Genomic DNA, 25,299 nt, shown 5'->3' on the forward strand with positions numbered 1-25,299 from the left:
AACGATCAACCCTCCTTGGCATAATAATGCATGAAGATCTCTTCAAGGTCAGGTTCGTAAATGGATATGTTGACAAGCTCAAGCTCCGCAATTTTTTTCATCATAGAATTAATGTTGCCTTTGAAAATAAAATCAGCCGTATTCTCTTTGATTTCAAGCCGGCTTACACCACTGATATTGAAGATCTCTCCGGCTATGGGAGATTTTGCTTCAATTTTAAAACTCTTATAGCTATCTGCCTGAAGCGTGCTCATTTTTTCAAGTTTTATGATTTTACCGTCTTTGATGAACGCTACCCTGTCGCACATCCTCTGAACTTCGCCGAGAATATGCGATGAAAAGAATACGGTCGCACCCTTTTGATTCTCCTGCGCGATAATGTCGAAGAATTTTTGCTGCATCAGCGGGTCTAAGCCACTGGTTGGCTCGTCGAGTATGATCAGCTTAGGCTCGTGGAGCAGCCCCTGGACAATGCCAACCTTTTTTTTGTTGCCAAAAGAGAGATCGTCGATCTTTTTCTTAAGGTCGAGATCCATGATCTCCGCAAGCTCCTTGATTCTCTTCATACAGTCCTTTTTGTAAAAGCTCGCGGAATATTTGAGTAGATCGATAACCTTCATGTTATCGTAATAAAATACCTCACTTGGCAGATAGCCCACTTCTTTGCGTATTTCCGGGAACTCACTGCAATTTTTACCGAAGATTTCGGCGCTTCCCCCGGTGGGGTAGATAAGCCCGAGCAACGTTCGGATGGTCGTCGATTTGCCGGCGCCGTTCGGCCCGATAAACCCAAAGATCTCGCCTTCCGTGACATCAAGATTCACGTCAACGATGCCTCTTGCCTTGTTGTAACTTTTCGTGAGATTCTTCGTTTGAATGACAGTCATTAATGTTGCCTCCTCCTTGTCTGTTAAGGATACACACATCATTTTTGAATGAACATAATACTTTCCTTAAGTTAGACCTATTGTATCACAGCCGGTTTTTTTTATGTTATTTTAGCAGTAATTTTTTGCAATACAGAATATTCGTACAAAATATTCGTAGTTGCATCAAAATTTTCCTTCTGATATAATAGCCTTGTTCGTAAATCAAAGGGGAGTAGCTGGATAATAAAGTCGTCAAGACGGATTTCGATCCCGGCTTTATTGCAATTGACCATTGTAAGCGAGACCTTTGCCCTTGGGGGTGAAGGTTTTTTTATTTATATTTAAATAAGATATGAATGAAGTCAGGTGAAAAATATGTTCGGTTATGTCGTCGCCAATATTGAGAAGCTAACTGCCGAAGAAAAACTACACTATCGGTCGTGCTACTGCGGTTTATGCCGAACGCTGGGAGAGCGTCACGGCACCCTCAGCCGTATCACCCTAAACTATGACATGACTTTCCTCGTACTGTTTCTTTCAGCGCTTTATCAGAAAGATACCACCATTCAAACTGGGCGGTGCATCATGCATCCCCGCAAACCTCACGGCTATTGGCATAACGAGATCTCAGACTATACCGCCGATATGAGTATTGTCCTGACTTATTTCAAATTTCTCGATGATTGGAAGGACGAACGGAAGATCCTGTCGCTGGGTGAAGCCAAGCTGTTCGAAAAGAAATACAGGCAGGCTGCTATTCGCTATCCCCGGCAATGTGCTGTCATCAGTGAGTGCTTGAGTACCCTTTCCGACATTGAAAAATCAGGGGAACTGAAACCGGATCTTCCTGCAGGTTGCTTCGGCAGGCTCATGGGTGAGGTCTTCGTTTTCCAAGAAGATGACGATGCCCAAGACTTACGTAACTTTGGAGAAGCGCTTGGCAAATTCATTTACATTATGGATGCCTGTCTTGATCTCAAAAAGGACATCCAAAAGGAATGCTATAATCCGCTGACGGCGTTGTCAACAGATCATTTTCCGCAAATATTAAACCTGCTCATGGCCGACTGTATGGAAAAATACCGGCAACTGCCAATCAAACGCGATCAAAACCTTATTGAAAACATTCTCTATTCAGGCGTTTGGACAAGGTATGAAGCAGCGAATAAGAAAGCAAAGGGGAGATAAGAAAGAATGATATCCGATCCTTATCAAGTACTTGGTGTTCCTCAGACGGCTGCGGATGGTGAAATAAAAAAAGCCTATCGCAAACTGGCCAAAAAATACCACCCTGACCTGAATCCCGGCAATGCGGAAGCGGCTAAGAAAATGAGTGAAATCAATGCCGCTTACGAACAGATCAAAAGCGGAACCCCCTACCCAAACACCTATTACAACGGGAGCAACGCTTCCAGAGAATATGCTTCCTCAGCGTATGATTCGGTAAAACACTATATCAATCTGGGCTATTTTCGCGAGGCACTGAATATTCTGGCCAGGATGAGTGACCGAAGTGCCGAATGGTACTATTGCAGTGCCGTCGCCAATGCCGGTATCGGCAACATCATCATTGCGCTGAACCACGCCGAAACAGCCGTACGCATGAGTCCCGGCAATCCGGAATACCAACGCATCTTAAATATGCTGCAACGCGGCGGACGCGTTTATCAGCAACAAAGACGCGGCTTCGGCATGCCGAATGACACGCTGGACAAACTCTGTTTTGGCTTATGTATCGCGGACCTTTGCTGTCCGTTCTGTTGATGAGAATTGCGTAAGGAGTGTGTGCAATGGGTAATTTGAAAAATAAGCTGACACGTTTGATGATTGGCCGGTACGGCATTGATCAGTTGTATTATGCTTTACTTGGAGTCTGGTTTGTATTACTGATCGCCAATACGTTTATCCGTTCCGGTATCATCAGTATTTTGATGGGGGCCGTTCTGGCTGGAATGATCTTCAGAACCTTATCCCGGAACATCTATAAAAGACGCCAGGAAAACGATAAATTCATGAAAATGTGGAATAGGATTAAGGCTGAAGGTTCTTTGACGATACGCCGAATCAAAGAAATTAAAACCCATCGTTTCCGCAGATGTCCGCACTGTAAAAGAGTACTTCGGCTGCCGCGGCGAAAAGGCAAACATACAGTAAAGTGCCCTTGCTGCCATCATGAATTTGAGCTCTGTATCCGCTTATAATTAAAAACAAATAAGTTTGATATAATAGTAGTACTTATAAACGGTAAGAACTAAAAAGAATAACCTTGGAACTTCAAGTCATTCCAAGGTTATTTTTTTCGATTAATATTTTGCTTTCATGATCTGTTTAATATCTTTCTTTCATTACCGTCAGGAATTGCGCTTCAATCCGACTCAATCTGAGTTTATCTATAAACAACATAAATATATCGATAAATGATAAATTAATATTGACTTACAATAATATGCCATTTACAATAGAACCAAAATAGATAGAAAGGGTATGATACAATGTGGAATCCAAGTAAGTCCGTAAGACTATCTTCCATTTGTACCAAGATCGCCATTGTCCTGGTCATTTGCGCAGCTTTTGCTATGCCGAATTTAATCCCTACATATGTAAACTACACAGGAAAAAATCCTGAAATCATTCATTCCTTGCTCCTAACGGTCTATGCCTGTGTTCTGCCGGGGATGTTATCCTTGATCTGCCTTGGCAGGCTTCTTTCCAACATCAGGCGGGAAGAAGTATTTGTAGAAAAAAATGTCAAGCTCCTGCGGGCGTTGTCATGGTGCAGTTTTGTCGTCTCCGCCATTTTGTTCATCTCAGGATTTTATTATATTCTTTTTGTGATTATAGCCGTTTGTGCCGCTTTTTTAGGGCTGATCCTGAGAGTGATCAAAAATGTTTTTGAACAGGCGATTGTTATTAAAAGAGAAAATGATTTTACGATTTAGGGGGAGGGATTCTCATTGATTGTCGTTAATCTCGACGTTATGATGGCAAAAAGAAAAATTTCTGCCGGTGAGCTGGCGGATAAAATCGGAATCACTCCGGCTAATCTTTCAATTCTAAAAAACAACAAGGCCAAGGCTATCCGCTTTTCGACCCTGGAAGAAGTTTGCAAGGTTCTGAATTGCCAGCCCGGAGATTTATTAGAGTACCGGAAAGGAGAACAGGAAAATGAATAACAGGGAGATGAATAACAGTACGGATACGGCAACCTATACAAGGAGTGATATTGTTTTCGCATTGGCCATGCTGGTCTGCGGCTTCTTATATTGGAACTTGATCCCGGCTGCCGGGCTTGGCGCAGGGGTTACCTTATTTGCAGCGGTATTCTGTCTGTGTACCGTCCTATATCTGAAATCAGGTGAGTTCCGTCAAACAGGAACGAGCTTGTTATGCTTCATCATTATTGTCATGTCGGCCCTGGTTTTCTTGCTTTTTGACAATATCCTGATCAAAGGACTGAATTTTATCTTTCTTACAGCCGCTGTCATCTATTGGATCAGCCTGTCTACGGGCAGAAACCTGGAGAAAAGGATTTCCGTTTATATCCTGGGCGATTTTTTTAATCAAGTTTTGGTCATCCCATTTTGCAATTTGGCCTGCTGCTTTGGTGCGGTCAAGGGACTGTTTGGCAGAAATCAAAAGGGAAAATCTCTTCTGGCCGGCGCGGTTGGTATTCTTGTGATGATTCCGATTCTGGCCGCAGTCATCAACCTATTGACACGAGCTGATGCTGTTTTCGCAGGGGTGATCGCCAATCTGCAGTTTTCGGTATCGATGAATATTATTGTCCAGATATTGATGGGAATTCCCGTCGCTTGTTATCTGTACGGCTTGATTTACGGCGACCGGCATGGGAGGAATACGGGATATGTCACCGTCGAGACTGTTGACAAAACGGCCGCCGCTTTCCGTTTTTCCCCGGGAGTGACCGTATACACCGCCTTGACAGCATTGAATCTTGTCTTTATGGTCTTTTTTCTTTCTCAGGTCACCTATCTTTTCTCGGCATTCAATGACCGTCTCCCGGAACTCATGACGCATGCGGAGTATGCCCGTAGAGGCTTTTTTGAACTTTGTGCGGTAGCCGGAATCAATATGGTCGTGATTACGGTGGCCCATCTTATTGTGAAAAGGGACAAGGTCAAGATCCTGCAAATAGAAACAGCCATTTTATGTCTTTTTACCTTGATGTTGATCATCACGGCCATCAGCAAGATGGTGATGTACATTAATTATTTTGGTTTGACCCCGCTGCGTGTCTATACGACCTGGTTTATGCTTGTGCTGCTCTTTCTATTCGCGGTGATCGCTGTCAGACAGTTTAAAAAATTTAACGCAGCCAGGATCATGCTGGTCGGATTTGTAGTGCTTTTCATGGTCCTGAGCTACGGAAACATCGACGGACGAATAGCTGCCTATAATATTGACAGGTACAGTAACGGAACACTGGAGAATCTCGATGTGCAGGCTTTGTCCAGCCTGTCTGAGGCAGCAGTCCCGTATATCTACACCTTATACCAGGAAACAACGGATCAGAGCCTGAAGGCGGATCTTAAAGCAGCCATTGATCAATCAGCTGGATCTGCGCTCGGAGCGTCGCGTCAAGAGACATTCCGGGATTTCAATTTTCAGCGGCATATGGCGGAAAGCATCAGAAAGATGCTCTGATAGCTCCGACAGCCTCTTTTGATTGTGAAGGCATTACTTACAGTCCCAGTCATCAATAAGGAGCGGACACTATCAATGATCGGCGTCATGGGTTGAACCTCCGCAAAATGGCGCAGTGCGGCCGGCATGGTTTCGGTCGGCGCAAATGCGGAGCTTGTAAATATCAATATCATCAAAAGATAGCTGAACACGCCTGACCCCTCAAGGCTTTTCGCAAGCAGGCCAAAAGCGACACTGCTGACGATACAAAATAATAGGAAAGACCAGAGACTTAAAGGTATTCCTTTAAGCCTCTGGGTCCTGCGAGAACTTCCCGGCCTATATACAAGGTACCGTCATCCTTGGTTTTGACATGCCATTTAACCAGTGTAATATTGCCTTCCGCGATCTCTATCCCCGTGATCGAACGGGGATGAACACAACTGCCGTCATTAAAATAAAGCGGTTTCCCCGCATCAGGGAACATGGGCCTATGGGTGTGACCGGCAATCAGCATGTGCTTTTCCTGGTTGACCCATTCAGTAAGGTTTTGTTCTATAGAATCTTTCTTATGATAATTTTTAGCTGTACTGGTGGGGTCTTTAAAACCGAACAACTCAAGTTTCTTCCATACATATCTGACCAAAAATCTTCGTAACCCCCAAAACGTATAATCCAACATACTGCCTTGGTGCCCGTGGATCAAAAGAATTTTCCGCTCTGAATCCTTATACCGTAAAACGAGCCCTTCGCGAAATTTAACATTCTCAAATAAAGGAACGTGACGCTTCTCCTCGGCATCATAGTACCGGTTAAAGCATTTCCGTACAAAATGATCGTTGTTTTTCACCATGTCATGGTTTCCGTAAATGAAATAAACGCGGCCTTCATTATAAAATTTTTGCAGGAGTGAAAGTGTGTCCTTATGAACAGGCACGATGTCCGACATGTTTTTATACTTCCACAGTTCGTCACCGTCACCAAGCTCGATATACGTGTACTGTTCCTTATAATAATGCGTTAACGCTGCAAAATACAGATTCTCATTCCCGGAAAAATCATCAGCCCAGCTGCCGTCACCCCTATGGACATCGCTCATTAAGATCATCTTTGAGGAATCGTCAATAGGGATTTCTTCAGCAGATTGAAAAGCTTTGGATATACGATCCACAGCGTTCATAGGATACCACCCGCCCAAAAGCATCTTCGTTTAATGTCAATATATTCAGGGGGCAGTATCAAGAGTGCCGGTCTTCTTTCGACTATATAATCGATAACAAAAACTGCCAGTGTAGAAAAGGTAAATATGTTAATAATAAGTGTACATTCCAAAAGGAAAGGAGGGAAAAAGTAATGGCAAAATATAGACTTCCCGTAGACAAGAGTCAGGCAGCTAGTGTAATGGGTGTAAGCTTAGGCCCTGATACATCCGCTAGACAGAATGGTTCCGTAGGTGGATACATGGTGAAGAAGACTTTTGAAAGCCTTGGTATGCGTTAACAAAAACTGATTTTCGAGAGCAAATGATAAGCCGGAAGGGAACCGTGAGAGAATACGGTTCCCTCTTCTTTAACCTTAAATAGGATGCCTTAAAATTTACATCATTATGCCGGTAAAAAATTCCTAAAAGTATCTGGAAGAAGTCATAGATATCCTCATGGATTTATTGAATAAGAATCTCTTTCGGTAAGTCGAATGTACCTTCGGGGATAGAACCTGCACCGACGTTAATGTCTGTATATTCTGAGGTGTTGGTCTGCCCATCCTGAACCAGTTCAAACTTAATGACGATTCCGTATTTTGTACTTAACCAATCTTTATAATTCCCTTGGGCGCTGGTTACAGAAAGTATTTTGCATTCCAATCCGTTAAGCGTTTGTGTCCCGATGATTTGGTAACTTACATCAGCGTTTTCATCTGTATCTAATGCCGCTAAATAGTCCATGGGGGTAATATTGTCATTCCCTTTATATTCGGTAATATTTATCTTAGCAGCCACATTTTGTCCTGGCCGGTAGGAAACGATTTCTCCCTTTTCTAAATCGAAGATGGAGATCGTTCTTTGCCCATCCGTAATCGTATCCGTTTTCATTTTGGTATCTTGGAACCAAACGCTGCTTTCGGAAGATACTCCCGCATTCGTTGTTACAAGATGATAAGAAATCTCTCTGAGACCTGTACCTTTCATAATTAAGTTTGAAACCACTTCCTGATCACTGGTGTCATCGGTTCCAGCGGAGGAGATTGCAGCCGAAGGAGCAGAAGAATTGTTTTTAAAGCTGCAAGCGGAAAGGATCAAGGTACTTATGAGCAATAGGACGGTAATCGTAAGAAGCTTCTTGTCAGTAATTTTCATGATTTACCTTCTCCAAACGTAATAGGTTATTGTCGGTTAAGAAGATATTCGTCATGGATAAGAGAATACCCTTTGAATGAAGCTTAGCCCACCAATTTTAATAGACAAACCTTGGTGCAATTGTTAGAGAAAGAAGATACAATAAAAGCAATAAAAGACGAAGCCTATAAAATATTCTGTTGTACATAAAATAACGAAAAATAACGAAAAGAGGTTAGATCATGAGTGACCAAATGAGGAACGACCATGAGAACGACCATGATGATTTTTATCAATCTCTAAGGAAAAAGATCAAGGACTACTTCACAAGCGAAGAAGGTAAAACGAATAAGTATGCAGAGTATATCCTGATTGCCCCCGACTTATTTCATCTTCTGTGCAAATTGACTGTAGACAAGGAAGTCAACGTAGACGATAAAGCAAAACTGGCGATTGCGATTGCTTATTTTGTTTCACCGATTGATTTAATCCCTGAGCTCTTTGTAGGCCCGGTAGGATTTGTTGACGATATATCCGTGGCTGCTTATGTCCTGAACACCATTATTAATAACACGAACCCGGAAGTTGTCCGCAGGCACTGGGCCGGCGAGGGCGATATCCTGATTAAAGTCCAGGAAATCATAAAAGTTGCCGATCATATGGTTGGCACCGGACTGTGGAAGAAAATTAAAGGGATGTTTAGTAAATAACGCAATAGGGTATAACAAAGAATGAAGATAAAATGGAGCGTAATATCATGCAATATACGATACTAGGAAAAACAGGACTCCAAGTTTCAAGGCTGGGGCTTGGCTGTATGCGGTTCCCGAAAAGTGAAAAAGAAGCGATAGAAATGGTGCGGTATGCGGTGGATCACGGAGTCAATTACCTGGACACCGCTTACATGTATCCAAACAGTGAAATAATTACCGGGAAAGCGCTTCAAGGGGGCTATCGGAATAAGGCGTTGATCGCCACCAAAAGCCCTATATGGAAAATCGGCAGTCACAAAGACTTTGAGAAATACTTGGATGAAGAGCTGGAACGCTTGGGAACCGATCATATCGACATGTATCTTCTTCACAACATGAATCATGACAATTGGGAGAAAGTCAATCATTTTGATGGCCTTACTTTTCTTGATAAAATGATCCAAAAGGGTAAAATACTGCACAAGAGTTTTTCTTTTCATGGGACACTGCCGGCATTCAAACAGATTGTGGATACCTTTGACTGGGAAATGGCGCAAATTCAGCTGAATATTCTGGATGAAAATCAGCAGGCCGGGATCGAGGGGTTGAGATATGCGGCAGGCAAGGGCCTGGCGGTCGTTATCATGGAACCGCTAAGGGGCGGCTACATGCTGGCGAACGTTCCTGAAGCAGTCGTTGATTTGGTTCATCAATATCCGGAAAAGAGATCCTTGGTCGCGTGGTGTTTCCGCTGGCTTTATAATATGCCTGAGGTTTCCGTAATTCTTAGTGGGGCCAGCACGCTGGAGCAGTTGAAGGATAATTTGCGGATCTTTGATGAATCTGCAGTCAACGTAATGTCCGAGGCTGACCAAAACCTGATCAAAAAAATCCGGGAAGCTTTCGAGTCCAATAACAGCATCGGCTGTACAAGCTGCCGCTATTGTATGCCCTGTCCCCAAGGCGTAAGCATTCCTGAAATATTCAGACTCTACAACAGCCACCAGCTTATGAAAACGCATTGGGTGGACAAAGGGATGTACAGGGAAAACTTGCTCCCCTCCGGTTCCGGTGCTGATCAGTGTATCTCTTGCGGAAGCTGTGAGGAACATTGTCCGCAGGCGCTGAATATCCCGGTCTTGCTGAAGAAAGTACATGCGGAATTTACGGCGAAGACGACAGGTGGTTGGAGCTGATTTTGTAGAGAATCTATGTATCTATAGGATATTGGCGCATGGTTTTCTTAATAATCCTTCGATTTCCTCAGCAGGCATTGGTCGGTAGAAATAATAACCCTGAACCTCGTTGCACATGTTCCGGCTTAAGAATTGTACTTGTTTCTCGGTTTCCACCCCTTCGGCAATAACCTCCAGGTCTAGATTTTTAGCAAGATTTATGATGACTTTGGTGATTGCTCTGTCTTTTTCATCTTTTTCAATACCATGAACAAAATGCATATCCATCTTCAAACGATCGATCGGCAAATTCTTTAGCCTGTTTAAAGAGGAGTATTCTGTGCCAAAGTCATCGATAGAGATGGTAATCCCTAATTTCTTAAAATCGTTTAAAACCTGAACAATATTTGTTTCATTTATCGCAGAACCTTCTGTAATTTCCAATTCCAGATACTTGGGTTGAAGTCCGGTTTCTTGAAGGACATTTGCGATCTGCTCAACAATATTCGGGTCACGAAGTTGATTTACCGAAATATTAACAGACATCCGCACCGGAGGATAACCTTTTTCCTGCCAGATCTTATTTTGCCGGCAAGCTGTTTTAAGTACCCATTCTCCGATCGTGTTAATGATCCCGCTTTGCTCGGCAATCGGGATAAATACTGCCGGGGATACCATTCCCAACTCCGGATGCTTCCATCTTAACAAAGCTTCCATTCCGATGATTTTTGCTTCCGGAAGATGGACCTGAGGCTGGTAATACACCAGCAATTCTTCGCGTTCTAAAGCTCGGAACAGACTGTTTTTCAGTATCATTTTATTCCGAATGTCCTCTTTCATCTCGGAAGAACAGAGGGCATACTGGTTTTTCCCTTTTTCTTTGGCCTGATACATCGCAATATCTGAGTTTATAATCAACGTTTCCGTATCTTGTCCATCGATAGGATATAGCGCAATCCCTGCACTTGCTGTAACAAAGAATTCCTTACCTCTTAATACCGCCGGTTCTTTGAATAAACCCATGATTTTATCGGCAATGATCATAACATCTTGATAGTCGGAAATATTATTCAGCAAAATCAGAAATTCATCGCCGCCAAAACGGGATACCGTGTCGGTTTTGCGGGTGCATTCCAATAATTTCTGCCCGACTTTAGTGATCAGTTCGTCCCCGCCTTCATGGCCCAAAGTATCATTAACCGTTTTGAAAGAATCAAGATCCAGGAAAATCACCGCGAGCATCTTTTGAATCCGGCCGGCTTGGTGGATCGCTTGCGTGACCCTGTCCTGGAACAACACCCGGTTGGGTAGCTTTGTCAAATGATCATAGTAGGCTAGTTGTTTAATTTCTTTTTCCGCCTGGACTTTCGTCAGAGCGTCTCCCAAAATATTTGCAATGACCTTGAGTAAATCAATCTGGTCTTCACGCCATTTTTTAGGGGTTCTGCGGGAGTCAATCCCGAATGAGCCTAATATCTGACCGTTTCCAGCAATGGGCAGGCAAATGACTGATTTTGTATGAATCATTTTGCCCTCTGATATCTGATTCATGAGGATCGAGTCTTCCGCTCCCGGGCATTCTATCGCTTCTCTGATAACACGATCATGCCGGTACCAAGCAAACGGAAGGGTAACGCGATGTAGCTCCCGGTCCAGTAAATAAATCCATGCCCTGTCCATCTCAAAAAACCGTCCGCATTCCTCAAGCGCCTGACTGATTTTCTGCTCTAAATTCATTTGATTTGCTGTAATGAAATCCGAAGAAATCTTCGAGATTAATTTCTGCAGCTTCATCTGCTCAGCGTTTTCTTTCAGTCTGCGAATGTACAGTTTGTTGACATAGAGAGCCAACCCAAGAACGACAAGGAAAAACAAGATTCTTGCCAAATAGTCTTGAGCATTGATCTCAACGTTAACCTTTGGCGCTATGAACCAGCCCAGAATCTGGGTAGATATGATGGAAATTGCCAATGAAGCTAAGATAATGCGTTGATTGAACACCAGGGCAATAATTACAAAAATAATTGGAAACGCCCAAACCGTAATACTTCCGGATTCAATAAACCTTAAAGTGAAAATTGGAATGGAGAGAACACTCGCCACAAAATAAGTAATATCTTTTTTATCTTCCGCTATAGGCATCCACTTCACGAACAAAATGATAAGTCCTAAAAAAAGGACAGCGATACTTGTCAATATGACGGGCGTCAAATCGTTCGTCATGTCAAAAAGAAAAAACGAAACAAAATTAATAAAGCCGCAGGCAAACATAGCATAGGCCATATAGCTGATAATATTGCCGCGGGTGGATTCATTTAAGATGGTTTCTTCATCAGTGATGATCTTTTCCGGCTTCATCAGTCCATATTTTTTAATTGCGTAGTAAATGACGATGAGCGACATCGAGATAATAAAAGGAGCCAATTGGGGAAGCGGCATTTTCCAAAAAGTACTGGCGACAATATCCGTAAAGGATGCAAAGATTAAAGTCGCAATAATCCAAGATAGAATGAGCCTTGCCTTTTTCTTACTATTCCAGGAAGAAGCTTTTCTCCCCCATAACCAGATCATTCCTGCGGAAACGATGCAGAAAATAATATAATAATAATTGAAAAAAGAATTAAAGCCGCTATTCGGAACATTAATCCAGCCATTGGCTGTATGGATTAATTTATACTTCGATTCCGCGGAACCGGAGAGCCCATAAATATACATTGTCAGGACCGAGGGGAAATAAAGCAGAAGGTACAGCCACCATTTGTTTAGCAAATTTTTTTTCTCGGTTAGAATGATACTGAAATGAAGCAGGATGCTGAAAAACGAACCCCAACCAACGACTGAGATCCTGCGCCAGATTAAGCTAAGTTCTTGAGTCTGGGCAGAAACGCAAATGGAAAACCCGAAAGCCCATAGACTCAAGGAAATGCACAGCGCAAAAAAAGCTTTGTTCAATCCGGCTTTCGGGTCAAGATAAAGTGTATAGGCCCCAAGAAAGCTGCTCATTACACAAGAAAAGAAAAATAAAACTGAAAAGAAATGTGATGATTCCATATTTCCCTTCTCTGATGAAAATACTGCTAAGATCAGATTTACATCATTTTCAATAAAGTAATCAATGGCTATTCAACAAATTATTCTACTTTTAACTACATTTTCCTTCATCATTTTTCAGAAAGCATCAACTATTTTACAGAATTGCCTTATAATGCAAATGAATGTTCAACTTTATGTCAAAAAAATAAAGGCTATAAAGCCTTTACCTTGTTGTCAATAATTTTTATTTTTAAGCTATTATTTGTCAGTTCATCTCTCATTTCCCTGATAGCTTGCCAAGTCATATCTTGTTTTTCGGAAAATTCATTTTGTTTTTTGGTAAATTCATTTTGTCTTTCAGTAAATTCATTTTGCTTGTCGCTCAGCATTTTAATCTCTGTTCGTAAAGCCTTTTCCATGGAGTTTAGCTTTTCCAGAATTAAATCCGATTTATCCATACGCTCATCCCCCTGCTTCTAGGATCTATCATATCACCATGCGAATACTTCTACAAGAACTAACTTTACCATTTATAACCATTTGAGCAAAAATATTTTCTTATAGTTGATTGTTTAATAATGGTGACAAAGGAGGCGCTGGTTTAGCGGAACCAAACTTCACAACCATCAAATGGGTTGGCTGTTCCTAAATTCAAGTGCCCGTTTGCTGTTTTAAACAAGATCCTTGCGCCGTAGTTATGAGGATTTCCCAGGCCGTTTAAGGTAATGGGAGACCAATGAATGCCATCCTTAGACTTAAACAAATCAAATCCATTAAATGGATAGATTGCATCGCCTACTGTAAGCAGCACTGTAAGAATGATTCGCAGAAGTTCTTCTAAAAATCCCGGCAAATTTAGAATTGCAGGAATGATAGCGGGAACGAGCGGTTTAAGGAGTACAGACCAGTCAAATGTGCCCAGGAAGAACTCCCCATTGTATTCTTCCAGCTGCCAGCAGTATAAATTAAAGGGATTTCCTAAACCCGAGGGTTTATGGCTCAAAGCTTTGCCGCGTGTGCCCGTGGTGGGATTGGTAGGCTTTTTAGCCTTACTCCCGATTACCAGCTGCCAATGATCCTGCGCGTCTATCCTTACCAGATCAAAGGGTTTAAATGCAGAGAGATTCATCGGCTGTTGAGCAAGAAGGGGGAACATAATGGCGCCAACATATAAATGATCTTGAAACGCTCCAAGTGTTAAGGGAATAATATTAAGTGCATCACCGGCCCCCTTATCAATCACCAATTTCCATTCATTAATAATTGGTCCTGTGCCTTCAGTTCTCCAAAGTTCAAATCCTTCCACCTGATTAGAGGTAGCGGCATAAAGGTGTCCTTTAAAGCTTGCCATCATCATCACTTGCCCGCTTGGGTTTTTACCTTGGATAAATCCGGGATTGCCTGGATCCCCAGTAACCTGCTCCCATCTGCCATTTGGAAAGTGAACGGCAGGAGGGATATATTCATAAATCAGAGCAGTTAGAGTTTGAGAGATCTCATCTACAGTTGACATATAGAGTTTTTGGTTGGTATGAATCACCATCGCCCTTGTGGAAGTACCGTTAAGATTATCATTGGGTATTTCAAGCCAGGACAATCCATCTGTTGACCTAAATGTCCTTACCTTACTCTGACAATATCCACCGACATAAAGAGCCGTTTGACCGTTTAGGTCGGTATAACGGATCATATACCGAAAACCTTGGATGATATTGAAATCAGCTGGAGCTTTAAAAACTTTCTCCCAACCGGCATGGGGAAGTGCTTTGTTATAACGCCAGATTTCTGCTCTGTTATCGACAACCTCAGGGGTTAGCTCCTTCGGGATTTCGAAATCCCCCAATATTCCTGCATTCTTAATCGTCAGGAGAATGTTATAGAGAATATTTCTTCCGGTTCCTACATAGAGATATTCTCCCATCTCAGCCATTGACCAGGCATAGTTGTTTTGCATGGCGTTGTTGGGGTTTGTATCAAAACCGTTTAGGGGAGTTATTTTTTGGAAACCATATTTATTGAACACTTAATCACCCTCCAAAAATTAGGACAGACTTTTCCCTGGTACATCATATGAACATTGTCCACTTCTGACACAATTTATGTGTATAGTTCTCGTACCAATCAGGATTACATACCGGTTCTCAACACATTCATCCGGAATTGCAGAAAGTAATTGTAAGCTGGCTAAAAGATTTGTAAAATAAGAATAAAAAGGGAGCGATAGCATGTTAATCGTCACGACCGAAAATATCAAAGGTTACAAAGTAACGGATGTTAAAGGCCAGGTGTTCGGTCTCGTTGTTCGCAGCCGGGGATTAGGCGGGAATATCATAGCTGGGCTGCGCAGTCTTATCGGTGGAGAAATCCATGAATACACCGCCCTGCTTGAAGATACCCGTAAACAGGCGATAGACCGTATGGTTAAGAATGCCCAGGCTATGGGAGCAAACGCTGTTGTGATGATGCGGTTTGATTCCAGCGAAATTGGACAGACCATGAGTGAAATTGTCGCCTTTGGGACTGCGGTTGTGGTGGAGAAAGAAGTTTAAGATGAGAATAGCGGCTGAAATCTATATATTATTGGAAGTTGGTATATTTCTTATCATTGCCTTCCTTTCCTGGTTTCTTTGGGATAAACGTTATCGAAAAAATCAGGGAAACGATATACCCAAAGGGTATATGGCTACGGATGAGGTTTTTATCGACCCAGTTAACGGGAAGAAACTTAAAGTCTATTATGAACCGGAAACCGGTAATCGGTTTTACAAAGAGGTTAAAGACTAACTACAGGCCGCTGATGAAGTGGGTATACGATCCTTCATCGCGGCTTTTTCTCGCCTTAAGCAATTTCTATAATTTCTTAATTTATAAAGGATTATAAATTATAGGACAATAATCAACTATATTAATATAATTAATTATTATATTAATATAGTTAACACACTAGTTGACAAAATTAATATTTGTTGCTATTCTTAATTTGTAAAACCTTAGAGTGGTTCCAATTTGGGGGTGAAAATGATTCAATACAAAGCGCCGGGTTTGTGTCCGATTTGCGGACATAGCCTGTATGTCAGCAAACTGAACTGTATGAACTGCAACACTACCCTGGAAGGGCAGTTTATCCCATGTAAATTTTGTCAGCTCCCTCCCGACCAGCTTGAATTTATTGAAGTCTTTATTAAGTGCCGGGGTAACATCAAAGATGTGGAAAAGGAACTGGGAATTTCTTACCCTACCGTCAGGGGACGCCTGGACAGCGCCATTCAAGCATTGGGATATAAAGTGGATGGTTCGGATCTGCAGGAGGAAAGAGAAAACCGCAAGGAAATTCTGGACGCCCTGGATCGCGGAGAAATCACTTCGCAGGAAGCCGCCAGCCGCCTGAAAAAGGCTGGAAAATAAGAAGAGTGGAAATAAGAAAGGGAATGGTGTCATGAGCAGCGAAAGGTTAAAAGTCCTGGAAATGATCCAAGAGGGTAAAATTACTGCTGCCGAAGGGATGGAGCTTCTGAAAGCCATCGAGGAAAGTGCGCCTGAAGTCAGTCCTGCCGTGTCGGTTTTTGCGAACCGTTTTTTACGAGTCCGGGTAGAAGGGGAGAAAGCGCCGAAAGTCAACGTCAATATTCCGATGAACCTGGTTAAATCGGTGACAAAGCTGGCCAATGCGGCGATGGCCTTCATCCCGCCGGAAGCAAAAAGTGAAATCGACAAAAGAGGAATCGACCTTGAATACCTTCTGAATGAACTTATCCAGGAATTAGAACAAGGATCTTCCGGCGGTAAACTGGTAGATGTCGATGTCGATGATCCGCACGAAGGAAGGATGAAAGTTGAGGTATTTGTGGACTAAGCGGCCGCGAAAAGCTTTTCTGATCGTGGTCAGCATCAGAAACAAAAACCGCAGGAAATGGCTGATTCCTATTCCGGTTTGGGTAGTGGAAGATACATTCGAGGCCGTACAGGATATCGCCTGGGTAGGGGAGCGGATTCTGAAGCTTTCGGGAAAGCACGATGAGAATAAACAAGCCGACAGGGATAAACGCGCTGACAGCCAATGGCGCCAATATATCATAGGGATGCCTGTGAGCGCCGTGCTTCAAGCCGTAAGCGGCATCATCCGGGAGTTGCGCACCTGCGGCAGATTCAGGATGATTGAGGTTGAAGACAAGGCCATTCAAATTTATGTGGATTTATTTTAATAAGGGGAACAGAACATGCACAAATGGGTCCTGACATGTTTAATCAATGTTTTGGCATTGATCATCGCTTCTTATATCGTACCGGGGATTGCGGTAAGTAATCCGCTAGCACTGCTGGGGGCCGGACTGCTGCTCGGCGTAATCAACCTGCTTATACGGCCTGTGATCCTGCTGCTGACCATTCCTTTCAGCTTACTGACTTTCGGATTATTCATCCTGATCGTCAATACCTGGATGGTCATGCTGACGGCAGCCTTGATGCCCGGTCTGGGGATTCACGGGTTCTTCGCAGCCTTTGTGACCTCCCTCATTGTTTCGCTGTGTAATTGGCTGGTCAAAGATTTAAAAGAAAAGAAAAGATAAAGATCGTATAAGAAAAAGAGCGGACAAAACCGCCTGCCTGAACAGAGATGTCGAATTTTGTTTGATGCAGCGTAGCCCTTCGGGAATATATCCTGAAGGGTTTCTGTTATTCAGCTTACCGGATCTTTTCTTTTGCCTGGAACAACGAGACTGCCTCTTCGATCGTATGGCAACTGTTCAAGCTCACCTGACTACAAATGTTAACTTATTCAATTGATCAATCATAGAATAAAACCAAGATTTACATCTGGATATGGATTGTCCGAATACTTAAAAGGAATGCACAGACCGATGAAGAATGTTATAATTATAGGAAGAATGATCTTTTATTATTTTTAATGTGGATTTAAGGTTATTTTCGTATGATTTTGTAGAAATAGGGAATAACCGATCCTTTTAGGAGCGTTGATGGACATTGGGAATGAATAAAATCCTCAAGCTGCTTGGGCTGAATATTGGCATAGCCGCCGTGCTGATTGTTATCTTTTCCCCGGGAATTGTCGGATTAAAAATAGGGGGATCCGGCGCATTTGTCACCGCTTTGAGCTGTACGATCTTATTTATCTGTGCAGTCCTGTTTCTTTATGGCAATTACAAAATGTTGATGGAAAAAGTAAAAATGGTTCAGACCAAAGAGCTTGATTCTCCGGAGGAATATGCAGCAGCCTTACGGCTTCATCGCCATAAAAAGACGTTTGCCGAAACCATCGATCTGCTGACCGGACAAATTGAGAGAATTGAAAAGAAACAGGAAACTATTATAGATGTCCTGCAGCAGAAATTCAGCCCGTCAGAAATGAGCTTCCAAAAGTTTCAGGCAGTGGTCACCGAAGTGGGAGAAGTTTTCTATATTAATATCAAAAGCATTATCAATCGGCTCAATGCCTTTGATGAAGAAGATTACATATTTATCACGCGCAAAGCAGGAAAATCGCTTTCGGAAGAATTCAGGAAAGAAAAACTCAGTGTCTATCATGAGCATATGGCATTTGTCAGCAATGCGGCACAGCAAAACGAACAAATCTTGCTGAAACTGGATAAGCTGCTGCTTGAAATATCCAAATTAACCAGTCTGGAAAGCAGTGAAATTGAAAATATGCCAGGCATGGAAGAAATTAATAACCTGATTCAACAAGTCAAATATTATCGGTAAAGGGAAGGGATCAAAAGAATGGCAAGAGTAGGTTCTCCAAAAAAGCTCCTGATTCTGCTGGGTGCTGCGGTTTTTGTCTTCACTGTTGTCTACTTCGGTATTTCGCTGACGAAGAACTTAGGGAAAGATGATGTCCAGGTAAATGCTGAAAAAGCAGGAAAGACCCTGGAAAGCATCGTCCAAGACATCAAAGTGAATCAGACTGATCTCGTCAAGGGACAAGTGAACCTGGATGCGGCTAAACTGAAAGATTCCCTGCCGAATATCTCCAAATATCCCGCGCAGGTAGACAAGACGACGGATGCCTATGTGGAAATATTCTCTTCCACGGAAAAAGCGGGCAGCGGTACGGACGGCTGGTTAACGGAAGTCGCCACAGACTTTAATAACGCTGGAATCATGGTGGACGGAAAACCGGTATCGGTCAGGATCCGGGGGATTGCCTCCGGTGTGGCTGCCGACTACATTACTTCCGGCAAGTATGTGCCGGATGCGTTTTCACCTTCCAATGAACTTTGGGGTGAAATGATAAAGTCTGAGGGCGTACAGACCCAGCTGGTAGAGAAGAAGCTGGCCGGAAATGTAGCCGGAATCCTGATCTCCAAGTCGAAAAACGAGGAACTGATCAAAAAATACGGCGCCATTAATATCAAAACAGTTACAGATGCAGTCTCGGCCAATGAACTGGCCATGGGATATACCAATCCTTTTGCCAGCTCGACAGGATTGAATTTCCTGATAACGGCCTTGGATACATTTGACAGCAGCAATTTGTTAAGTGATAAAGCAAAAAAGGGCTTTGAAACGTTCCAGAACAATATTCCGTTCGTAGCCTATACCACCCTGCAGATGAGAGATTCTGCCAAGTCCGGTGTACTGGACGGATTCATGCTGGAATATCAGACATATGCCAATTCGCCGGAGCTGCAATCGGATTACGTCTTCACACCGTTTGGGGTAAGACATGACAGCCCGGTTTATGCCATTGGCAATTTATCTTCAGAAAAAACAAATATCCTGAAAACCTTTATTGATTTTGCCAAGCAGGACAAATACCAGAAATTGGCCACCAAGTATGGATTCAATCATTTGAATGAGTATAAGTCCGAGCTGGGACCGGTTAACGGAAGCGTCATCAGCAAAGCCCAGGAATTGTGGAAAGAAAAGAAGAACGGTACCAAAAATATTTGTGCCGTTTTCATCGCCGATGTTTCCGGAAGCATGGCCGGGGAGCCTTTGAACAAGCTGAAACAGTCCTTGCTGCAGGGAGCAAACTTTATCGGCAAAGACAATCGGGTAGGTTTGATTTCTTATTCCAACAATGTCACGATTAATCTTCCGATCCAACCGTTTGATATCACCCAGCGTTCTTATTTTGTAGGGGCTGTCAATAGTCTGGAAGCCAATGGTAATACGGCAACATTTGATGCGATCGCAGTTGCCACTCAGATGATTCAGGAACAGACGGCATCCAATCCGGATCTGAAACCAATGATCTTTGTCCTGAGTGACGGGGCAACCAATAGAGGCCATAGCCTGGATGAAATCCGAAGTGTGCTCGAAACGTATCAAATTCCGATTTACACGATCGGCTATAATGCCAAAATTGAGGCGCTGCAAAGCATCTCCAGTATTAACGAGGCTGCGAGTATCAACGCCGATACCGATAATGTCGTCTATCAGCTCGGCAACCTTTTCAATGCACAAATGTAAAAAACGCCAAGATACTATAATATAGGACGGATAAATAAGGGAGGACAAGGAAATGTCTTTTTCGATGGAAGTCGCCAATGAAGCGGCCATTAAACAGGAAGTGATCGAACAGGTTCAGCCGGTGCCTGAAGAGGTGGCCCAGCTGCAAACTTTAGCCAATACTAACGTCGCGGAAATCATGTCTTTGGACGTCGCATCGCTGGAGAGCAGACGGCAGATCCTGCAGTCTCTGGATTCTTTCGGGACGGCCACCATGAAAAACTCATCTGAGAAGAATTCCCTGCTCCAGATCACTGTGGGCAATTTAGCCAAAGACGGAGACGAAGGCGGCGTCGTCGCTCAGGGATTGATGGAACTTCACCGGGAATTAAAGGACCTGGACCCGAGTATCATTGATTTTACGAAAACAGGATTCCTCGGTAAAATTTTTAACCCGATCAGAGCCTATTTTGATAAATATGAGAAGGCGGATTCAGCCATTGCCGATATTGTCGTTTCTTTGGAAAAAGGAAAGACGACCTTAAAGAATGACAATACAACACTGGAGATTGAGCAGCAATCCATGCGGGATCTGACCAAGAAACTCCGCAAAGAAATTGAGCTCGGAACACTGATGGACCAGGCGATTGAGAAGCAAGCAGAAATAGCGAAGGCCAATAACGAAGACCCGGAAAAAATCAAATTTATTACGGAAGAAGTGCTCTTCCCTCTCCGGCAGCGGCTGATGGATCTGCAGCAGATGATCGTCGTAAACCAGCAGGGCATCATGGCTATTGAAATTGTGATCCGCAACAATAAAGAGCTGATCCGGGGTGTCGACCGGGCTAAAAACGTTACAATTTCTGCTCTGCGAATCTCGGTAACGATCGCGAGCGCTCTTTATAACCAGAAGATCGTCTTGAAAAAGATCCAGCTCTTAAACGAAACCACCAATAATATCATCAGCAGTACTTCCAAAATGCTCAAAGAACAGGGAATGGAGATCCATAAGCAGGCGATGGAAGCAAATATTTCCGTCGATACCCTGAAAAGCGCCTTTGCAGATGCTTTGTCCGCTCTGGATTCCATCAGTACCTATAAGCAAGAAGCCCTTCCCAGAATGCGGGATACGATCAATCAGTTCAAGGAACTAGCTGAAAAAGGGGAACAGCAGATCCAGCAGCTGGAAAACGGTCATAAATTGTCGTTCCTGTAAGTCACAAAACTTATGAATAAAGGACATTAGCTTGATTAGGCGCACCCTGATGATGAATGATCGTTTGCGGAATGAATACTGCTTTTTTGGGAGAAAATGAAGGAAAAACCAAAGGAGAACCGTTATGACAGAAGCAATCATTCCGCAGCCGACTTTCCCTGCGCAGCACCAGGATTTTCAGCCCGGACTGGAAACATTAATGAACCCGAGCCCTGCCTTTGAGGATCCCAACTATCAGCCGGGAGGCAAACTCCGGGGGAAAATTGCCCTGATCAGCGGAGGGGACAGCGGGATCGGCAGGGCCGTTGCGATTCTCTATGCCAAAGAAGGCGCCGACCTGGCAATTATCTATTTCAATGAACATCAGGATGCAGAAATGACCAAGGCAAGAATAGAACAGCTTGGCCGTCGCTGCCTGCTGATCGCAGGGGATGTCGGCGACGAGATGTTCTGCAATCAGGCCGTCCGGGAAACGATCCAAACCTTTGGTCATCTGGATATTCTGGTCAATAATGCCGGGGAGCAGCATCCCCAGAACTCTATTCTGGATATCACTTCCGAACAGCTGGAAAGAACATTCAGGACAAACATCTTTGCCATGTTTTACCTGACCCGCGCCGCACTGCCTCATCTCCAAAAAGGCGCTGCGATTATCAATACGGCTTCAATTACCGCCTATCAAGGTGAAGTCCGTTTAATCGATTATGCTTCTTCGAAAGGTGCAGTCGTATCTTTTACGCGGTCTCTGTCCGAATCCTTAGCCAAACAGGGAATCAGGGTCAACGGCGTAGCACCCGGCCCGATCTGGACTCCGCTTATTCCCGCTTCTTTCAGTGCCGAGGAAGTTCATACCTTCGGCAGTACGAACCCGATGCAGCGTGCCGGCCAGCCGGTGGAGCTTGCTCCCGCCTACCTTTTTCTGGCCGATGCCGATTCCGCCTATATGTCAGGCCAAATCCTGCATATCAACGGCGGGACGATTATCAATAATTAGAAGAAGCGAGGTTTATAGGCCTGTTCGCTTTGCAAAACAGTTTTAAGCAGGCGGCTTAATAAAAATGCTGCTGTTTCCGTGGAAAGGTGTTCCACGGAATTTTTTTGTCAAGACAAGGAGGAACCATTGACACATATATCGTCAGATGATATATTATATATCGTTAAAAGATATATCGGAGGATGATTGGTTTGGATAATAATACACCTTTGACAGAAGCCTTGTTTTATATCTTATTGGCAGTTCGCACACCGAATCATGGCTACGGGATTATTCAGGATATCAGCGAAATGACCGGCGGAAGAGTCACATTAGGACCGGGGACCTTATACGGGGCGATTAATTCCATGCTTTCAAAAGGGTGGATCCGTTTATACAGTGAGGATAAGGAATCCAGAAAGAAAAAAGAGTACCTTCTAACGGGCCGGGGTGTGGAAGTCTTTCAGCACGAAGTTCAAAGGCTGAATGAACTTGTTAAGAATGCAAAAAAGATGGATGAGGGGCGGAACTAAAAGATGTTAAAATTCAGAATGTATTATGACAAAGATGCCGAACAGGATTGGCTTCAAAAAATGTCTTTAGAAGGATGGGCTTTGAAAAGATTTTTCCTTGGATTTTATACGTTTGTGCCTTGTGAACCCGGTGAATACAATTATCAGATAGATTTACTGGATAATTGGAACGGCGACAAGGCTGATTATGCATCTTTCATGACGGATACGGGCGTAGAAGTCATCGGTCAGTGGTGGAGATGGGTCTTTTTGCGGAAAAAGGCTGCAGACGGGCCCTTTGAGATGTATACGGATGCCCAATCTAAAATCATGCAATACAGTAAGATCAAGCGTTTTTTCACCGTTTTTTTGGCCATAGAAATCATCTGTTTCTTGGTGGAGTTGATGGCAGCCATTGATAGCGGTGAGGTTCTCTTTGGGGCTTTTACAGTGTTACTTGGGATCATTGCTTTAGCGATGTTAAAGATCGTGTGGAAATGCCAGTGGAAAATTGAGCAGTTAAAACGTGAGGAAATATGAAGAAGTGACAGCCTTGGGACAAGGCTGTTTTTTTATGACAAGCGCTGATAGCATGGGGAAAATAAAGGAGAACGAATTTATTTGGAGAATTTTACTAAAATGAAGTCCTTATTGCATAGGGGCCTGAAAATTTTGAGATTGCTGTTGTTGTACGGCTTGTCTTCCCTTTTCTATAGACGTCAAGTCCTTTGGACTAATCATGGATAGCAGCTGTTCTAATTCTCCGACGTGTTGTCTTTCTTCATCAGCAATATGGTGGAGAACCTTTTTTGCTCTCTCATCATTTGTTGCCATAGCATGCGATTCATAGCCGATAATTGCTTCGTACTCCCCTGCAATATCAACCCGAAGGGCCTGGGCCAACTCCTCATTGGACATTTGCTTAGGGACATTGGCTACAAATGGATTTCCAAGTAAAGCCATAAGATCATATCCTTCCTATGAAAATGAGTTTATCTTATAGTTTGCCTGTTTATGAAAGCGGTAATCAGGTATTTATTGGTAACGATTACGGCAGCCAGCAACGAAGGTGAGTAAATATAAAAAATAATAGGTTTTGGGGAGATAAGATGAATGTGCACCGGATGAAAAAAATGAAATATGGGTGGGTTTGCCTTGCGCTAATCCTTTTGCTGGTGTCAGGCTGCGCTGCGCAGCCTGAGTCTGCCACGGGTCCTGCCGGTGCTGCTGAACCATCTCCGGCAACTGAAAACACCGGCAGCCAAGGAGACACAGCGCCGGGGCTACAGGAGACCGGAGCTTCAAGTGAGAATAGTGCAGCTATCTCGGATGAAAAAAGTGACAGCATGCACAGCGGGAAGTTTTTCGCCAAGAACGGCAACATCCTGATTTATTATGCCGAGCTGCAGGACGGGATTTATATGGTGGATACCGTAAAGAATACAGTACGGCGACTGGTAAAGACCCACTCCGTGCATAAGCTCTACTTTGACGGCACCTATGTCTACTATGTGCCCTACTATTATCTGGGACGGGGTATTTACCGGGTTGACCTTAAGGGAAACACAGAAAAGATCTGTACGAACTCTTCGCTGCAATTGTGGCTGACAGAAGATAAGATCTATTTTACCGATCAGATCGGTTTTGACGATATTAACCAGACCCCGCGCGGAAATTTGTGTACGATGAATAAAGACGGCACCAACATCCAGATCTTGATCAAGAATGTCGGCAATTACTTTTCCATCCAGGACGAATGGATTTATTACACCCACATGAATAACAGGGACCTTTACCGGGCGGCCTTGGACGGGAGCCGCAGTGAATTGCTGGCCGAAGGGCGCACCTATATCACTGCTGCCGACAATGACTATCTGATTTATACGGATTACGAAGACAGTGAAACGCAGCATTTGCTGAATAACCGGACCGGTGAAAATATTATCCTTGGACAGTTTGGAGGAGGCTCCCGTTATAACGGCCAATTCTACATTGTGACTGAAGAGCGGGGTCCGGATGGTATTCCTTCTTCCGCAGGCTGGTCGGTCTTCCGGGTCGATCAAAAAGCAGGAAAAGCCGTGAAACTTGCTTTCCTGAAAATGGACCGGTTTGGACTCGATAGCATGAGCTATGTGTATGGTGATTGGCTCTATTTTTACACGATGGATGGCGGGCCCACCGGTCAAAGGGGGACATACCGGGTAAAATGGCCTTGCGATGATTATGAAGCCGAGTATCTCGTCGACGGATATCTTTTTTATTTGGACGGCTATGGCTATTATATTGAGGAAGACGAAAATGCCCAGCCCCCTACTTTTGCCCGGATCAATCTGCAAATCGGGGAAGTCAGCCGCTGGCCGTTTCAGGAATAGGCAGAACCCAATGGTAGTGTAGTCATCGCCAAGCCAAGGTGGAAGTAAATTCATAAAAGAGTACTCGA

General features: G+C 43.6%; 30 protein-coding genes. 22 read left to right on the top strand and 8 right to left on the bottom strand.

Annotated features, from left to right (window positions below; all coding sequences use genetic code 11):
- Window positions 1-5: 5 nt before the first annotated feature.
- The gene (locus NC238_11975) at window positions 6-887 is read right to left on the bottom strand and encodes an ABC transporter ATP-binding protein (protein ID MCM1566635.1); all 882 of its coding nucleotides are present in this window, start codon (window positions 885-887) and stop codon (window positions 6-8) included.
- Between the two features lie 357 nt (window positions 888-1,244).
- On the opposite strand from NC238_11975, the gene NC238_11980 reads away from it, so the two are divergent.
- The 6 genes from NC238_11980 to NC238_12005 all read left to right on the top strand — a co-directional run bounded on the left by NC238_11980 (window position 1,245) and on the right by NC238_12005 (window position 5,534).
- On the top strand, window positions 1,245-2,057 hold the full coding sequence (locus NC238_11980; protein MCM1566636.1) for a DUF5685 family protein: 813 nt from the start codon (window positions 1,245-1,247) through the stop codon (window positions 2,055-2,057).
- A 6-nt stretch (window positions 2,058-2,063) separates the two neighbouring features.
- Complete coding sequence (locus NC238_11985) at window positions 2,064-2,633, top strand: DnaJ domain-containing protein (GenBank protein MCM1566637.1); 570 nt, start codon at window positions 2,064-2,066, stop codon at window positions 2,631-2,633.
- Window positions 2,634-2,659: 26 nt separating this feature from the next.
- Window positions 2,660-3,070 (top strand): hypothetical protein, encoded by a 411-nt coding sequence (locus NC238_11990; protein ID MCM1566638.1) that lies wholly within the window; start codon window positions 2,660-2,662, stop codon window positions 3,068-3,070.
- A gap of 291 nt (window positions 3,071-3,361) precedes the next feature.
- Window positions 3,362-3,808, top strand: coding sequence for a DUF2975 domain-containing protein (locus tag NC238_11995; protein ID MCM1566639.1), 447 nt, complete (start codon window positions 3,362-3,364; stop codon window positions 3,806-3,808).
- A 15-nt stretch (window positions 3,809-3,823) separates the two neighbouring features.
- Window positions 3,824-4,042, top strand: a complete 219-nt coding sequence (locus NC238_12000) for a helix-turn-helix transcriptional regulator (protein MCM1566640.1) — start codon at window positions 3,824-3,826, stop codon at window positions 4,040-4,042.
- Complete coding sequence (locus NC238_12005; protein ID MCM1566641.1) at window positions 4,035-5,534, top strand: DUF4173 domain-containing protein; 1,500 nt, start codon at window positions 4,035-4,037, stop codon at window positions 5,532-5,534. The genes NC238_12000 and NC238_12005 overlap by 8 nt, the downstream gene beginning before the upstream one ends.
- On the opposite strand, the gene NC238_12010 is transcribed toward NC238_12005, so the two are convergent.
- Both NC238_12010 and NC238_12015 read right to left on the bottom strand, forming a co-directional pair.
- Window positions 5,495-5,755 carry an ABC transporter permease gene (locus tag NC238_12010; GenBank protein ID MCM1566642.1) on the bottom strand — a complete coding sequence of 87 codons (261 nt, stop codon included), beginning with the start codon at window positions 5,753-5,755 and terminating at the stop codon, window positions 5,495-5,497. The genes NC238_12005 and NC238_12010 overlap by 40 nt on opposite strands.
- Before the next feature lie 50 nt (window positions 5,756-5,805).
- Complete coding sequence (locus tag NC238_12015; GenBank protein MCM1566643.1) at window positions 5,806-6,693, bottom strand: metallophosphoesterase family protein; 888 nt, start codon at window positions 6,691-6,693, stop codon at window positions 5,806-5,808.
- Between the two features lie 173 nt (window positions 6,694-6,866).
- Here NC238_12015 and NC238_12020 point away from each other — a divergent pair, with 173 nt between their 5' ends.
- Window positions 6,867-7,013, top strand: a complete 147-nt coding sequence (locus NC238_12020) for an alpha/beta-type small acid-soluble spore protein (GenBank protein ID MCM1566644.1) — start codon at window positions 6,867-6,869, stop codon at window positions 7,011-7,013.
- 163 nt (window positions 7,014-7,176) lie between these two features.
- Here NC238_12020 and NC238_12025 read toward each other — a convergent pair whose 3' ends face one another.
- Window positions 7,177-7,869 carry a DUF4412 domain-containing protein gene (locus NC238_12025; protein ID MCM1566645.1) on the bottom strand — a complete coding sequence of 231 codons (693 nt, stop codon included), beginning with the start codon at window positions 7,867-7,869 and terminating at the stop codon, window positions 7,177-7,179.
- A 221-nt stretch (window positions 7,870-8,090) separates the two neighbouring features.
- On the opposite strand from NC238_12025, the gene NC238_12030 reads away from it, so the two are divergent.
- Together NC238_12030 and NC238_12035 are read left to right on the top strand one after the other, a co-directional pair.
- Window positions 8,091-8,558 (top strand): DUF1232 domain-containing protein, encoded by a 468-nt coding sequence (locus NC238_12030; protein MCM1566646.1) that lies wholly within the window; start codon window positions 8,091-8,093, stop codon window positions 8,556-8,558.
- Between the two features lie 47 nt (window positions 8,559-8,605).
- Window positions 8,606-9,736 carry an aldo/keto reductase gene (locus NC238_12035; GenBank protein MCM1566647.1) on the top strand — a complete coding sequence of 377 codons (1,131 nt, stop codon included), beginning with the start codon at window positions 8,606-8,608 and terminating at the stop codon, window positions 9,734-9,736.
- 21 nt (window positions 9,737-9,757) lie between these two features.
- On the opposite strand, the gene NC238_12040 is transcribed toward NC238_12035, so the two are convergent.
- From NC238_12040 to NC238_12050, 3 genes are all read right to left on the bottom strand, one after another.
- Entirely contained in the window at window positions 9,758-12,766 is a 3,009-nt protein-coding gene (locus NC238_12040) for an EAL domain-containing protein (GenBank protein MCM1566648.1), read from the bottom strand.
- 194 nt (window positions 12,767-12,960) lie between these two features.
- Window positions 12,961-13,206 (bottom strand): hypothetical protein, encoded by a 246-nt coding sequence (locus NC238_12045; GenBank protein ID MCM1566649.1) that lies wholly within the window; start codon window positions 13,204-13,206, stop codon window positions 12,961-12,963.
- Between the two features lie 143 nt (window positions 13,207-13,349).
- The gene (locus NC238_12050; protein ID MCM1566650.1) at window positions 13,350-14,771 is read right to left on the bottom strand and encodes a hypothetical protein; all 1,422 of its coding nucleotides are present in this window, start codon (window positions 14,769-14,771) and stop codon (window positions 13,350-13,352) included.
- 202 nt (window positions 14,772-14,973) lie between these two features.
- On the opposite strand from NC238_12050, the gene NC238_12055 reads away from it, so the two are divergent.
- From NC238_12055 to NC238_12110, 12 genes are all read left to right on the top strand, one after another.
- Window positions 14,974-15,297, top strand: a complete 324-nt coding sequence (locus tag NC238_12055; GenBank protein MCM1566651.1) for a heavy metal-binding domain-containing protein — start codon at window positions 14,974-14,976, stop codon at window positions 15,295-15,297.
- A gap of 1 nt (window position 15,298) precedes the next feature.
- Complete coding sequence (locus tag NC238_12060; GenBank protein ID MCM1566652.1) at window positions 15,299-15,532, top strand: hypothetical protein; 234 nt, start codon at window positions 15,299-15,301, stop codon at window positions 15,530-15,532.
- Between the two features lie 237 nt (window positions 15,533-15,769).
- Window positions 15,770-16,153 (top strand): DUF2089 domain-containing protein, encoded by a 384-nt coding sequence (locus tag NC238_12065; protein ID MCM1566653.1) that lies wholly within the window; start codon window positions 15,770-15,772, stop codon window positions 16,151-16,153.
- Between the two features lie 31 nt (window positions 16,154-16,184).
- A complete protein-coding gene (locus tag NC238_12070; GenBank protein MCM1566654.1) occupies window positions 16,185-16,601 on the top strand; it encodes a hypothetical protein in 417 nt (138 codons plus the stop codon).
- Window positions 16,582-16,950 (top strand): hypothetical protein, encoded by a 369-nt coding sequence (locus NC238_12075; protein ID MCM1566655.1) that lies wholly within the window; start codon window positions 16,582-16,584, stop codon window positions 16,948-16,950. Before NC238_12070 ends, NC238_12075 begins: the two co-directional genes overlap by 20 nt.
- 15 nt (window positions 16,951-16,965) lie before the next feature.
- On the top strand, window positions 16,966-17,313 hold the full coding sequence (locus NC238_12080) for a phage holin family protein (GenBank protein ID MCM1566656.1): 348 nt from the start codon (window positions 16,966-16,968) through the stop codon (window positions 17,311-17,313).
- Window positions 17,314-17,728: 415 nt separating this feature from the next.
- Window positions 17,729-18,466 carry a hypothetical protein gene (locus NC238_12085; GenBank protein MCM1566657.1) on the top strand — a complete coding sequence of 246 codons (738 nt, stop codon included), beginning with the start codon at window positions 17,729-17,731 and terminating at the stop codon, window positions 18,464-18,466.
- 18 nt (window positions 18,467-18,484) lie between these two features.
- On the top strand, window positions 18,485-20,179 hold the full coding sequence (locus NC238_12090) for a VWA domain-containing protein (protein MCM1566658.1): 1,695 nt from the start codon (window positions 18,485-18,487) through the stop codon (window positions 20,177-20,179).
- A 52-nt stretch (window positions 20,180-20,231) separates the two neighbouring features.
- Window positions 20,232-21,374, top strand: a complete 1,143-nt coding sequence (locus NC238_12095) for a toxic anion resistance protein (protein MCM1566659.1) — start codon at window positions 20,232-20,234, stop codon at window positions 21,372-21,374.
- A gap of 124 nt (window positions 21,375-21,498) precedes the next feature.
- Window positions 21,499-22,368 carry an SDR family oxidoreductase gene (locus NC238_12100; protein ID MCM1566660.1) on the top strand — a complete coding sequence of 290 codons (870 nt, stop codon included), beginning with the start codon at window positions 21,499-21,501 and terminating at the stop codon, window positions 22,366-22,368.
- A 191-nt stretch (window positions 22,369-22,559) separates the two neighbouring features.
- Entirely contained in the window at window positions 22,560-22,880 is a 321-nt protein-coding gene (locus NC238_12105) for a PadR family transcriptional regulator (GenBank protein MCM1566661.1), read from the top strand.
- 3 nt (window positions 22,881-22,883) lie between these two features.
- Window positions 22,884-23,399, top strand: a complete 516-nt coding sequence (locus NC238_12110; GenBank protein ID MCM1566662.1) for a DUF2812 domain-containing protein — start codon at window positions 22,884-22,886, stop codon at window positions 23,397-23,399.
- A 108-nt stretch (window positions 23,400-23,507) separates the two neighbouring features.
- On the opposite strand, the gene NC238_12115 is transcribed toward NC238_12110, so the two are convergent.
- Window positions 23,508-23,822 (bottom strand): demethoxyubiquinone hydroxylase family protein, encoded by a 315-nt coding sequence (locus NC238_12115; GenBank protein ID MCM1566663.1) that lies wholly within the window; start codon window positions 23,820-23,822, stop codon window positions 23,508-23,510.
- Window positions 23,823-23,992: 170 nt separating this feature from the next.
- Between NC238_12115 and NC238_12120 the strand changes: the two genes are divergently transcribed.
- Complete coding sequence (locus tag NC238_12120) at window positions 23,993-25,231, top strand: DUF5050 domain-containing protein (protein ID MCM1566664.1); 1,239 nt, start codon at window positions 23,993-23,995, stop codon at window positions 25,229-25,231.
- The last annotated feature ends 68 nt before the right edge of the window (window positions 25,232-25,299 follow it).

Source organism: Dehalobacter sp. (assembly GCA_023667845.1).
GTDB lineage: Bacteria > Bacillota > Desulfitobacteriia > Desulfitobacteriales > Syntrophobotulaceae > Dehalobacter.